General features: G+C 74.6%; 8 protein-coding genes. 4 read left to right on the forward strand and 4 right to left on the reverse strand.

Features of this window, described 5'->3' with window-relative positions; all coding sequences use genetic code 11:
* Nucleotides 1-119: 119 nt before the first annotated feature.
* Entirely contained in the window at nucleotides 120-1,580 is a 1,461-nt protein-coding gene (locus AB0M29_RS30455; protein ID WP_365388427.1) for an NCS2 family permease, read from the forward strand.
* 131 nt (nucleotides 1,581-1,711) lie between these two features.
* Here the strand turns inward: AB0M29_RS30455 and AB0M29_RS30460 are convergent, their stop codons facing one another.
* Entirely contained in the window at nucleotides 1,712-2,716 is a 1,005-nt protein-coding gene (locus tag AB0M29_RS30460; RefSeq protein WP_365388428.1) for a DMT family transporter, read from the reverse strand.
* 47 nt (nucleotides 2,717-2,763) lie between these two features.
* On the opposite strand from AB0M29_RS30460, the gene AB0M29_RS30465 reads away from it, so the two are divergent.
* The gene (locus tag AB0M29_RS30465) at nucleotides 2,764-4,290 is read left to right on the forward strand and encodes a PLP-dependent aminotransferase family protein (protein ID WP_365388430.1); all 1,527 of its coding nucleotides are present in this window, start codon (nucleotides 2,764-2,766) and stop codon (nucleotides 4,288-4,290) included.
* Nucleotides 4,291-4,298: 8 nt separating this feature from the next.
* Here the strand turns inward: AB0M29_RS30465 and AB0M29_RS30470 are convergent, their stop codons facing one another.
* Together AB0M29_RS30470 and AB0M29_RS30475 are read right to left on the reverse strand one after the other, a co-directional pair.
* Nucleotides 4,299-7,256, reverse strand: a complete 2,958-nt coding sequence (locus AB0M29_RS30470) for a tetratricopeptide repeat protein (protein WP_365388433.1) — start codon at nucleotides 7,254-7,256, stop codon at nucleotides 4,299-4,301.
* Complete coding sequence (locus tag AB0M29_RS30475) at nucleotides 7,253-9,082, reverse strand: HSP90 family protein (RefSeq protein ID WP_365388435.1); 1,830 nt, start codon at nucleotides 9,080-9,082, stop codon at nucleotides 7,253-7,255. Before AB0M29_RS30475 ends, AB0M29_RS30470 begins: the two co-directional genes overlap by 4 nt.
* A 276-nt stretch (nucleotides 9,083-9,358) precedes the next feature.
* Here AB0M29_RS30475 and AB0M29_RS30480 point away from each other — a divergent pair, with 276 nt between their 5' ends.
* A complete protein-coding gene (locus AB0M29_RS30480; protein WP_365388437.1) occupies nucleotides 9,359-10,753 on the forward strand; it encodes a GNAT family N-acetyltransferase in 1,395 nt (464 codons plus the stop codon).
* On the opposite strand, the gene AB0M29_RS30485 is transcribed toward AB0M29_RS30480, so the two are convergent.
* The gene (locus AB0M29_RS30485; RefSeq protein WP_365388439.1) at nucleotides 10,743-11,942 is read right to left on the reverse strand and encodes a PLP-dependent transferase; all 1,200 of its coding nucleotides are present in this window, start codon (nucleotides 11,940-11,942) and stop codon (nucleotides 10,743-10,745) included. The genes AB0M29_RS30480 and AB0M29_RS30485 overlap by 11 nt on opposite strands.
* A 60-nt stretch (nucleotides 11,943-12,002) precedes the next feature.
* Between AB0M29_RS30485 and AB0M29_RS30490 the strand changes: the two genes are divergently transcribed.
* Nucleotides 12,003-12,476, forward strand: a complete 474-nt coding sequence (locus tag AB0M29_RS30490; protein WP_365388442.1) for an Lrp/AsnC family transcriptional regulator — start codon at nucleotides 12,003-12,005, stop codon at nucleotides 12,474-12,476.
* Nucleotides 12,477-12,829: the final 353 nt, after the last annotated feature.

Genomic DNA, 12,829 nt, shown 5'->3' on the forward strand with positions numbered 1-12,829 from the left:
CGACGCGGAGGTAACAGCTGGTCGTGCCGTAGGTGTTGACCTGAGCATGGCCGAAACACGACCGTGATACCACGCTGATCAGCAGTGCCCGCCAGCAAGCGCCGATCCCGAGGAGCAGCATGTCCGGACCATCCGTGGACGCCGAGCAGCCGACGTCCGCACCGCCTTCCGCCGGCACCCCGTTCGACCGCTTCTTCCGTATATCGGAGCGCGGTTCGACGCCGGGGCGTGAGATACGCGGAGGGTTCGCCACCTTCTTCACGATGGCCTACATCCTGGTGCTCAACCCGATCATCCTCGGGAGCGCGACGGACAAGTTCGGGCACCATCTGTCGACCGCCCAACTGGTCACCGCCACCGCGCTGGTGGCCGCGGTGATGACCGCCGTCATGGGTGTCGGCGGCAATCTGCCGCTGGCGATCGCGGCGGGCCTCGGGCTGAACGCGGTGGTCGCCTTCCAGCTCGCGCCGCGGATGAGCTGGCCGGACGCGATGGGGCTCGTGGTCCTGGAGGGACTGCTGATCTGCCTGCTGGTCGCGACCGGGCTGCGGCAGGCGATCATGGACGCGATCCCGCTGCCCATCAAGCAGGCCATCAGTGTCGGCATCGGGCTCTTCATCGCGTTCATCGGTTTCGTGGACGCCGGGTTCACCAGCCGGATCCCGGACGCCGCGCACACCACCGTGCCCGTACAGCTGGGCGGTTCGGGCACCCTGACCGGCTGGCCGGTGCTGGTGTTCTGCCTCGGTGTGCTGCTGACGGTGGCGCTGGTCGCCCGGCGGGTCAAGGGCGCGATCCTGATCAGCATCGTGGTGATGACGGTGGTGGCGATCGTGGTCAACAAGATCGCGGACATCCCGGCGGCGGCCTGGGGGCTGACGGTCCCGAAGGTGCCGCACCACATCACCGCCGCACCGGACTTCGGCCTGCTCGGCCACTTCAGCCTCTTCGGCGGCTTCTCGGAGGCGGGCGTGGTGACCGCCTCGCTCTTCGTCTTCACCCTGGTGCTCTCGGACTTCTTCGACGCGATGGGCACGATCGTCGGCATCTCCAGCGAGGCCGGTCTGCTGGACGAGGAGGGCAGGGTGCCGCACATCGGCCGGGTGCTGTTCATCGACGGCGCCGCGGCGGTCGCGGGCGGCGCGGCGTCGGTCTCCTCCAACACCGCCTATGTGGAGTCGGCCGCGGGTGTCGGCGAGGGCGCGCGGACCGGGCTCGCCAGTGTCGTGACCGGCGCGCTCTTCGCGGTCGCGCTCTTCCTCGCGCCGCTGGCGTCGGTGGTGCCCTCACAGGCGGCGGCGCCCGCGCTGGTCGCCGTCGGCTTCCTGTTGATGGCGCAGGTCCGCAACATCGACTGGACGCAGTACGACATCGCGATCCCGGCCTTCCTCACCATCGCCGCGATGCCCTTCACCTACAGCATCACCAACGGCATCGGCGCGGGCTTCCTGTCGTACGTGGTCATCAAGGTCGCGCTCGGCAAGATCCGGGAGGTGCACCCGCTGGTGTGGGGCGTGTCCTTGTGCTTCGCTGCTTACTTCGCGATCGATCCGCTGCAGCAGGCGCTCGGCGCGAAGTGACGTACTTCCGCCGGTGGAGGGGATCGGCGGATCGGGGGGCAGGGCCGGTCAGGCCCTACGAGGCCCCGACCGGGACGGGGGCGCCCGGTCGGGGCTGCTGGCCGGGCCGGTGCGTGCACCGGCCCGTACTGTCACAACTCGCCCAATCCCGCTGAAGTTCCCGGCGCGGCGGGTGAGGTCTCCATGATCCTGGCGGAGGTGTCGCGGCGGTCCGCCGCGAGCGCCGCTGCTGGTGGCGGCGGTGCCGGTGTCCGCCGCCACCCGACCGCACCGAGGGCGCCCGAGCCGACGGCGACGCCGCCGGCGACCAGTGCGCTGCCCGCGAGTTGGCCCGCCCCGAAGGTGCCGACGGCGACGATCGGCGCGGTGACCGCGGCGGCCACCGGGATCAGCCCGGAGAAGAGGGTGGCGCGTTCGGTGCCGATCCGCTGGAGGCCCGCGTACCAGCAGACGAAGCCGATCACGGTGGCCACCACCGACTGCCAGCCGAGGGCCAGCGCCTCGGATCCGGTGGGCATCCGCAGTGCCGCCGTGCCGTCGGTGAGCAGACCCACCGCGCCCGCCTCGACGGCCGCGAGGCCGCACACGCAGGCCGACAGCAGCGGCGGCCCGAGCGGGCCGACCAGCGGCGCGGCGAGCAGCGCGAAGCCGACCTCGCCGACGAGTGCCAGCACCGAGAAGCACAGCCCGGCGCCGTCGGTGCCGCCCCACCCCTGCACCACGAAGGCGCCCGAGGCGACCAGCACCGCCCCCGCGGTGACCGCCACGGCGGGCCGCCGTCCCGCCGCCAGCGGCACCAGCACCGCCACCACCACCGGCGCGCACCCCACCAGCACCCCGGGGACCGCCGGTTCCGCGGTGCGCTCCGCCGCCAGGATCGCCAGGTTGAACCCGACCATCCCCACCGCGGCCACCGCTCCCGCCAGCGCCCACTGCCGCCCGCCCAGCCCCCGCAACCGCCGCCCCGCCCCCTTCCGCGCGGGCCACACCAGCAGCAGACACGCCGACCCGTACCGCAACGCCTGCCCTCCCGCGTGCGGATAGTCCACGAGCGCGCCGCCCGCGGTGAAGGACGCGCCGACGAGGACGCAAGCGAGTGCGGCGAGCAGGAACCCGCCGCGGTGAGAGGAGTTCATACGAGCACGCTATGAAGACGAAGCGGTCCGGATTAAGGTCCAATGCCATGGCGAATACGAGGACCACTTCCGCCGCCGCTGCGGACGGCCCGGGCGGCGGGCCGGGCGGCGGGCCGGGCGGCGGCGGTTCGGGCGACGGCGCGGCGGCGCGGGGCGGCAGCCCTGGGTGGACGGCGGCGTGGGAGTTGTTGGTGGTCTCGGGGGAGGTGGGGGTGCGGGGGCGGGGGCGGGCGTTGCAGGCGGCGTTACGGGACGCGGTGCGGGCGGGGCGGTTGGCGCCCGGGACGCAGTTGCCGTCGAGCCGGGAGCTGGCCGCGGATCTGGGGGTGTCGCGGGGTGTGGTGACGGACGCCTACGCGCAGCTCACCGCGGAGGGCTATCTGACGGGCCGCCAGGGGTCGGGGACGTGGGTGACGGATGTGCGGGCGGCTTCGCCCGCGGCGTCGGCGGCCGGTGCGCCGGGCGCCGACGACCGGGGCGGGCCGCTGGACCTGCGGCCGGGCCTGCCGGACCTCTCGCTCTTCCCGCGGGCCGCCTGGTCGGCCGCCCACCGCCGGGTGCTCGCGCGGCTGCCGAACCGCGCCTTCGGCTACCCCGACCCGCGCGGCCTGCCCGAACTGCGCGCGGCGCTCGCGGAGTTGCTGACCCGGCGCCGCGGGGTGGCCGCGGACCCCGACCAGCTCGTGGTCTGCTCCGGGGTGGCCCAGGCGCACACCCTGCTCGGACTGGTCCTGCACGGCCGGGGCCACCGCGCGATGGCCGTGGAGGACCCGGGCAGCCCCGAGCACACCGGGCTGCTGGCCGCGACCGGCCTGACCGCGGTCCCGGTGCCGGTCGACGCCGACGGGCTGTCCGTCGACGCGCTGACCGCGACCGGCGTACGGTCGGCGGTGGTGACGCCCTGCCACCAGTTCCCGTCCGGGGTGGCGTACTCAGCCCGCCGCCGCGCGCTGCTCACCGACTGGGCGCGTTCGGTGGACGGCCTGGTCGTCGAGGACGACTACGACGGCGACTTCCGCTACGACCGCGCCCCCGTCGGCGCCCTCCAGGGCCTGGCGCCGGGGCACGTCGCGTACACCGGGTCGGTAAGCAAGTCCCTCGCCCCAGGGCTGCGGTTGGGCTGGCTGGTCGCGCCGCCCGACATCGTCGCCGACGCGGCGCTGCGCAAGCGCACGATGGACCTGGGCAACCCGGTCACCGAACAGGCCGTGCTCGCGGAGTTCCTCACCTCCGGGCAGTACGACCGGCAGCTGCGCCGCTGCCAGCGCCTCTACCGGCGGCGCCGCGACACCCTGACCGCCGTCCTCGCCGACCGCTTCCCCGGCGCCGAGGTCACCGGCATCGCGGCCGGGCTGCACGCCATCGTCACGCTCCCCGCCCGCTACGGCCCCTACGCCCGCTTCCACGCCGCGGCCCACCGAGCCGGTGTCACGGTGCGGCCGCTGTCCGACTACCTCACCACCCCGGCCGCCCCCGACGACGACCGCGTCCACCTCGTCGTCGGCTACGCCCACCTCACCCCGGAAGCCCTGACCCGCGCCCTGACCCTCCTGGCGGAAGCCACCGGGCCCTAGGGCGGCCGTCAGGCCGTGTCGGGCCGGTCCGCGCTGGTGTGGTCGAGGATGGCGGACGCCTCCGCGCGGCGGCTGTCGCCGATGGGCCCGGGGGCGGCGGCGTACTCGGTGCTGACCGCGCGGGCGCGGGCCGCCGCGGCGGCGGGGCGGCCGAGGTCGGCTTCGAGCCAGGCGGCCATGAGGGCGGCGGAGGTGCGGTCGTCACGGGCGTCGGCGCCGAGCGGCGCGAGGGTGGAGATGGCCAGCTCGGCGCAGGCGAGCGCCTCTTCGAGGGCGACGGCCGGGGCCGGCTCGTCGGTGGCGTCGGCGGCGCGCACGATGATCTCGCCGGTCTGGCGGTAGGTGTCGGCGAGGTCGACCCGCAGATGGGCGGCGTCGTGCTCGGAGGCGGCGGCGTCGAGGGCCTCGCGGGCCGAGGCCGCGGCGGCGTCCATCAGCGGCCGGGCGGCGGCGAGTCCGGCGCGGCCGTCCCGCAGTTCGATCCAGGCGCGGGCGCGCAGGGTGCGGACGACGGCGTGCGGGTCGCCGACGGCGCGCCACAGCTGCTCGGCGCCCGCGTAGGCCCGTACCGCCTCGTCGTGCAGACCGGCCCGGTTGAGGGCGTCGGCGGCCAGGTTGGCGAGCATCGCGTGGTCGGTGACGTCACCGGGGCCGTCGGCGGCCTCGACCGCCTGGGCGGCGAGCAGGAACTGCTCGGCCGCCTCCCGGGCCTCGCCCAGGTCGAGTTGGCTCTCGGCGAGCCACCAGCGGGCCTGGACGACCTCACCCTCGTCATGGCCGCCGCGCAACAGGTCCGGCAGCGCGGACTCCAGTACGGAGGCGGCCTCCGCGGTCCGGCCCAGCCGTCGCAGCGCGCCGCCGAACAGCAGCCGGGCGGTGGCGCCGGGGCCCTCGCCGAAGCCCGCCTCGTCGGCCCAGTGGGCGGCGTCCAGGGCGTGCGAGGCGGCGCCCTCGTCGTCGCCGAGGGCGGCGAGCGCCTGGCTGGCGAGCAGGTGCAGCTGGGTGCGGTGCGGCGGCTCCAGGATCTCCTGGCCGTCCGCGAGGGCGGCGAGCGCGGAGTCCGCGGCGGTCCGCGGGTCGTCATGACGCAGCGTCAGTTCGGCGAGCGCGCCCTCGGGTTCGGCGGCGTACCACGGCTGGCCCGCCTCGTGGTGCAGCGCGGCGGCGCGGGTGAGCAGGGCGATGGCCCGCTCCTCGTCGCCGCGGCCCGCCGCGAGCCTGCCGAGCATCACCGTGGCGTCGGCGAGGCGGGCGGTCATCCCGGTCTCGGTCCGGTACTTCTCACTGAACTCGGCGGCGTCCGCGGCCTGTTGCAGGGCGTCGTCGAGCGCGGCGGCCCGCTCCTCGGGGTCGGCCGCCCGCTCCAGCAGGATGCGGCAGCGCAGCAGCGCGGCGCCGGTGAGCTGGCGCGCGGTGGCCTGCTCCTGGCCGTGCAGGGCGCACAGCAGCGCGCACTGCTCGTCCACCGCGCGCAGCGCGGCGCGGACCTCGCCGGTCAGCGCGTGGGCGTAGGCGGCCCGCGCGCGGCAGGCCGCGGCCTCGCCCGGCTCCCCCGCCGCCTCGAACTCCCGGGCCGCGCGCAGGAACAGCGCGTGCGCGGCGGCCGGGTCGCCGATCGCGGTCATCCCGGCGTGGTCGGTGATCTCGGCGCGCGCCTTGGCGTCGAGCGCCGCGCCGCCGCGCGCCGCCGCCGATTCGACGGCGGTCCACGCCTGGTGGGCCCGCGGGTGGCCGCCCTCGCTCAGCCGGCGCGCCTCGGCGAGCAGTGCGTCCAGGTCGCCTTCTGCGGCCGGGGAGTTCACCACCGGGACCGCCGCGACGGGTTCCGGCGCCCCGGTCCGGTCGAGCCGCGCCGACCGCACGCCCAGCGGCAGCCGCTCGGCCAGCGGCCGGGCCGCCATCCGTTCCCGTACGCCTTCGGAGACCGCTCCCGTGCCGTTGCGGGTGTCGAAGGCGCGCGCCAGGTCCAGGGCCCGCGTCCTGGCGTGGTCGCTCAGCTCGGCGGCGGTCCAGTCGCGCTCGCCCGGCCCCGGCACCGGCTGCGCGCCGTGGCCGAGCGCGGTCAGCCGGGCGGTGAGCAGGGCGGTCACCGCGAGGTGGTCCATCAGGCTGTCGGGGTCGCCGTCCGCGGTGAAGTGTTCGGGGTGCTGGGCGAGGATCTCCAGGCCGCGCGCCTCGTTGCCCGTCAGCGCGCAGAACTCCACGTGCTGGGCGACCGCGGCGCGCATGCTCTCCATCGCGCGGACCATCCGGTAGCCGCGCAGGTGGTTCGTGCGGGCCTCGTCGGCACGGCCGAGCCGCAGCAGCGGCAGCAGTGAGGAGGCGAGCACGGCGTGCGGCTCGTGCGCGCAGGTCAGTTCGCCGGCCAGCACCGGCCGCCAGTTGTCCAGCGCGTCGGCGTCGCGGCCGCGCAGCACCTGCCAGCTTCCCTGGAGGTGGAGTTCGCACGCCTGGCAGTCGCTCATCTCGTCGCGGTCGGCCGTCTGCCAGGCGGCGTAGGCGCGTTCGGCGCGCGGCAGGTCGCCGATGTGCCGGGCGATCCTGAACTCGCCCTGCCGCACCGCCCGTTCGGAGTGACCGGCCAGCCGGTAGCGGCGCTCCATCTCGCTCTGCCACTTCTCGATCGCGGCGAGCGGGATGTGCGGCTGGTCGAGCATGCCGCTGGAGACCCACTTGAAGTACCAGTGCAGGCTGTGGGTGGCGAACTCGTCGAAGTCGCCCGGCTGTTCGTCCCACATCCGCAGCGCCTTCGCGAAGGGGACGAACTTCTTGTCGGACTCCGCGCTGTAGTTGTACGCGGTGAGCAGGTTGAACAGCGCCTCGACGATCAGCCGCCGGTCGCCGGTGCGGTCGGCCTCCTCCGCCAGACGTTCGGCCCGAGCGTTGCGGGCCGCGCCCTCCGGCTCGGCCCGGTTCTCCTCGATGGCCTGGCGGATGGTCTCGGCCGTACGGGGCTGCGCGCTCATCGGCCGTCCTCCCGCTCGACGGGCCCGGCTTGCGGGGCGGGCTGCTCCGTCGCCCACCGCAGCAGGTCGAGGAAGGCGCGGTTGAGCAGCGCCGAGTCGGCCGCGCGCAGCGGGCGCTGGGCCATCAGCAGGGCCTGGCCGTAGAGCGCCTCGACCGCGGTGCCCGCCAGTTCGCGGGTGGCCAGCGCGCCTACCTTGCGGACCAGCGGGTTGAGGTGGTTGAGCACCAGGCGGGCCCGGGGGGCGCTGCCGCGCAGCGAGCCGAGGATGCCCGCCCACAGGTCGTCGGCCTGTTCCTGCTCGTCCTCGCGGGCCCGTTCGTGGCGGGCGGCGCGGTCGTCGAGGTGCAGCGCGGGCACCGACACCGGGTGGAAGGTGCGCAGCACGACGTCGCAGCCGAGCGGGTCGAGCGCGGCGCGGGCGGCGGTGAGGAACCCCGACAGCGCGAGCTCCTCCTCGGGGTCGACGGTGTCCAGGTGCGCGGTGACGGTGTCGGCATCCAGTTCGGAGACGGCGGTGCCCGGCCGTACCCGGGCGAGCATCCCCACGAGTTCGGCGTCGTAGGTGTAACCGCCGTTGACCACGCCCATGCCCTGCGCGGCGGCGATCGCGGCCACCTGGCGGAACTCCTCGACGGTACGGGTGAAGTGGACGGTGGCGTGGCGGCGGGCGAACTCGTCGAGGGAGCGCTGTCCGTCGGTGGTCTCGAACGGCAGCCAGGGCAGCATCACCTTGAACAGGTCCGCGTCGTGCCGGGCCAGCGTCTTGACGCCCAGGTGGTGCACGGACAGGAAGTGGGTGAGGCGTTCGGGGTCGCCCGCGGCGAGCGTAGTGAGCCACTCCCTGATCCGGTCGCCGAGCGCGTCGCGGACGGCGGCGAGCGTCTCGTCGGCGTACAGGTGCTCGCGCGAGGCGGTGGGGCGCAGGGTGTCGGTGTCGATGACGCAGCGGACGAAGAACGCCCAGTCGGGCAGGAGTTCGTCGGCGCGCTCGGTGAGCAGCATGCCCTTGAGGTGCACCCGGTGGCCCCCGCGCTGGGCGGGGCTGACCGCGGACGGCAGCACATAGGCGACACCGCGCACCCCGGCGACGGGCACGTCGAGGTCGATGGTGTCCAGCGGCAGGAAGCCGAACCGCTCCCGGCAGTAGCGGCCCAGTTCGATCCGGCGGGCGGCGGCGCTGGGGAAGGCGCGCTCCCACACCGGCGGCCGGTCGGTGACAGCGATGTCGTCCACGCGGACGTCGTACGGCAGCAACGAGCCGAAATCCCGGGCGAGTTCGGTGACCCGCTCGGGGGTGAACCAGTCGTCGGCGCCGGGCCTGGCGATGAGGTGAACGGTGGTGCCCGGCTCGGTACGGGCCTCGTCGGGCAGCGTCCGTACGGTGTAGGAGCCGTCGTCGTGCGCGCGCCACTCGACGGGCGGCGCCTGCGGGTCGCGGGCGGAGCGGCTCACGACGCGGATGGTGTCGGCGACGACGAAGCAGGCGAGCAGGCCGATGCCGAACTGCCCCAGGAACTCGGTGCGCGCCGACTCCAGCCCGTCCCGTTTGGAGCTGCGGCCGATCGTCGCGAGCAGAGAGTGCACATCGGATTCGGTCAGACCGATCCCGCTGTCGTCGACCCGCAACCCGCCCGGCTCGGTGCGCAGCAGGACGTGCGCGGGCGCCGTGGGGTCCTCGGTGCGGCGGGCGGTGATCGCGTCCACGCCGTTCTGCAGCAGTTCCCGCAGATAGACCTTCGGGCTGGAGTAGAGGTGGTGGGAGAGGAGATCCACCAGGCCACGCAGATCGACCTGGAAGGTGTGCGGTGTCTGTTCGGCAGTCATCGTCGCTGCGCCGGTAGGGGGATGTATGCGGCGCGGGTCGGGCGGCTCGGGTCCGCGGCGGGCTGGGGTCGGGCCATCGTAGGCGCCGGGAGCCCTCGTTGACCATGGCTCCCGCCGAGGGGGGACACTGCGTGCCGCCACTTTCCTACCACGCGGTAGCAGCGGGACCGGTCGGCAAAAGCATGGAAAACGTAAATTGGCCGAGAAGATCCGGCCTTTACCGTCCGGTCACGGAAAGTTCGTGACGCCGCAACACACGTTCGGCAGGGTAGGTGTATGCCTCATGTGACTCCCGCCAAAGCGAGAAACCGGCAGCGCCACTGGCGACGTGACCTCGTCGAAGTGGCCGCGATGTTCACGGCGATGGCCACCGCCGATCTGGTGGCCGACCTGGTGGACCACGGACCCGACGGGCGCGTTCTGCTGATGACGTCCGGGGCGGCGCTCCTGGTGGCGGCCGGCCTCCACACGTGGTGGGCACGCCGCCACAGCCATGCGCCGCCCGCCCCCGCCGTCCGGGGCGTCCCGGACCGCACGGCGGCGGGCGACGCCGCCACCGGGGACGACGGCCGACGCGAGAGCGGCACCAGCGCCGACGGGGAGTCGGCGCTCTGGCGGCTGCGGACGACCGTACGCGACACCCCCGGCAGCCTGGGCGCGGTGTGCACCGCCTTCGCGCAGAGCCGGATCGACATCATCACCCTGCAGACGCACCCGCTGGCCGACGGCACCGTGGACGAGTTCCTGCTGCGGGCCCCGGCCGGGCTGCCCGCCACCGCACTGGCGCTGACCGTCGCCGACGCGGGCGGCACGGACACCTGGCTGGAGCGGGCCGACGCCCACGACCTGGTGGACGCCCCGACCCGGATGCTCACCCTGGCCACCCGCACCGCGCTCGACGCCGCCGAACTGCCCCTCGCGCTGCGGGAGATGTTCGGCCGTTGCAGCATCAGCTCCACGCCCGCGGAGGGTCCGGGCGACGGCTGCGAGGACACGCTGGAGGGTACGGTGCTGCGGTTGCACGACCCGTCGGGCGGCACCATCACCGTACGGCGCGAGCATCTGCCGTTCACCCCGACCGAGTTCGCCCGCGCCCGCGCGCTGCTGGAGCTCGACGCGCGGCTGGGGGTACGGGTGCCGCACAGCCGCGACGTGCTGACCCTGCCGGCGGGCAACGCGATCACCATCCGCCGGGCGGGCCCCGACGACCTCGCGGCGGCGCTGGCCATGCACGAGCGCTGCACCCCGGACACGCTGGCCAAGCGCTACCACGGCCCCGTGAACGACGCGGACCGCTATCTGCAGCACCTGCTCAGCCCGAGGTTCGGCCAGTCGCTCGCTGTCGAGACCGCCTCGGGCCGACTGGTGGCACTCGGCCATCTTCTGTGGGACGGCGACGAAAACGAGGTCGCGCTGCTCGTCGAGGACGACTGGCAGCGCCGCGGCATCGGCCTGGCGCTGCTGCGCAAGCTGGTCGAGCTGGCGGTGGCCGCGGACCGCGACAGCGTCTACGCCGTCACCCGGTCCACCAACACCGGCATGGTGGCGTCGATGCGCTACCTCGAACTCCCGCTGGACTACCAGGTGGAGGACGGCACGCTGGTGATCACCGCGACCCTTCCGGGCACCGACGCGCCGTCCGCCTCCCTGCGGGGCTCGGCTAGGAGCTGACCGCCGCCGCGTCGGCGTGCGCCCGCCGGGCGGGCGCCGACGCGGCCAGGGCGGCGTCGAGGTCGGCCCACAGGTCCTCGACGTCCTCCAGGCCGACCGACATCCGCAGCAGCCGGTCGCCGACACCGCCGCTGTGCCGGTCGTTCTCGCCGACGATGCGGTGGCTGATCGAGGCCGGGTGCTGGATGAGGGTGTCGACGCTGCCCAGGCTGACCGCCGGGGTGATCAGCCGGACCGCGCCGATCACCGCGTGCGGGTCGCCGGCCACCTCGAAGGCGACCATGGCGCCGCCGATCCGCGGGTAGTGCACGGCGGACACCCGCGGGTCGCCGGCCAGCCGGGCCGCGAGCTCGGCGGCCGTCGCGGACGCGGCGCGCACCCGTACCGGCAGCGTCGACAGGCCGCGCAGCAGCAGGTACCCGGCCAGCGGGTGCAGCACCCCGCCGGTAGCGAAGCGCATGTGCCGCAGCTTGCGGGCGAAGTCCTCGTCGCAGGCCACCACACCGCCGAGCACGTCGCCGTGCCCGCCGAGGTACTTGGTCGCGCTGTGCAGCACGATCCGGGCGCCCGACTCGACCGGCCGCTGGAGCACGGGGGTGGCGAAGGTGTTGTCGACCAGCAGCGGCACCGAGCCGCAGGAGTACGCGACCGCCCGCAGATCGACCTCGGCGAGCGTCGGGTTGGCGGGGGTCTCGACCATGACCAGTCCGGTGTCGGGGCGCAGCGCGTCGGCGATGCCCGCCGGGTCGGTCCAGGTGACCTCGGTGCCGAGCAGCCCGCCGGTCAGCAGGTGGTCGCTGCACCCGTACAGCGGCCGGACCGCGACCACGTGGCGCAGCCCCTCGGAGGCGCGGGCCAGCAGGCAGGCGCTGAGCGCGGCCATCCCGCTGGCGAACGCCACCGCGGACTCGGCGCCCTCCAGCCGGGCGAGCGCGGTCTCGAAACGGGCGGTGGTCGGGTTGTCGAGCCGCCCGTAGACCGGCGGGCCCTGCAGCTGCTCGCCGGTGGCCGCGAAGGCGTCGAGGCGTGCGGCCTCACCGCGGCTGTCGTACGACGGATAGGTGGTGGACAGGTCCAGCGGAACAGCGTGCACCCCGAGCGCCGCGAGGTCCTCGCGGCCGGCGTGCACGGCTTCGGTGGCCAGCGACCGTTCGGGTCGCGGCGACGTCACTGCTGCGGTCGTCTCCATGCCCGTCAGACTGAACGACCACCGGCTCATCCGGGGAAAGCTCCGTGTTACGTTCGGCCAATGGCCGATTCCGTCACGCTCGATCCGGTGGACCTCGAAATTCTCCGGCTCCTCCAGAACGATGCCCGGACCACCTACCGCGACCTCGCCGCGGCGGTCGGCGTCGCCCCCTCCACCTGCCTGGACCGGGTGGCCCGGCTGCGCCGCGGCGGGGTGATCCTCGGCCACGAGCTGCGGCTGGACCCGGCCAAACTCGGCCGCGGCCTGGAGGCCCTTCTGCTGGTGCAGGTCCGCCCCCACCGCCGCGAACTGATCACCCCGTTCGTGGACCGCATCCGCGCCCTGCCCGAATCCCGCGCCCTGTTCCACCTCACCGGGCCCGACGACTACCTCGTACACGTCGCGGTCACCGGCACCTCGGATCTCCAGCGGCTGGTGATCGACGAATTCACCTCCCGCCGCGAGGTCGCCCGCGTCGAGACGCGACTCATATTCCAGGAATGGAGCTGCGGCCCACTGCTGCCGCCGGAATAACGCCGCCTGCGCCAGGCCGACCCACCACGGCGAGCCCGCGGACCGGGCGCGGAGTCCGCGCGGCGCGGACGGCGGCAGCCCAACGCATCACGGCGCGGACCGAGCCCGCAGGCCATCGCCGCGCGACCCGCGGCCGTGCACAGGCATCACTTGCCGGGCCGAGCACGCTACGCACCACCCCGCGGGCGGGGCCCGGAGCCCACCGCAGCGCGGGCCGGGCCCGCAGGCCATCGCCGCGCGACCGGCGGCAGCGCAAAGGCATCACTTGCCGGGCCGAACGCCCTACGCACCACCCCGCGCGGAGCGCGCAACGCCCCCCGCGGGCGCCGCGGAGACGATCGCCGGGCGTGGGC

The organism is Streptomyces sp. NPDC051976 (genome assembly GCF_040680795.1).
Classification (GTDB): Bacteria; Actinomycetota; Actinomycetes; order Streptomycetales; family Streptomycetaceae; genus Actinacidiphila.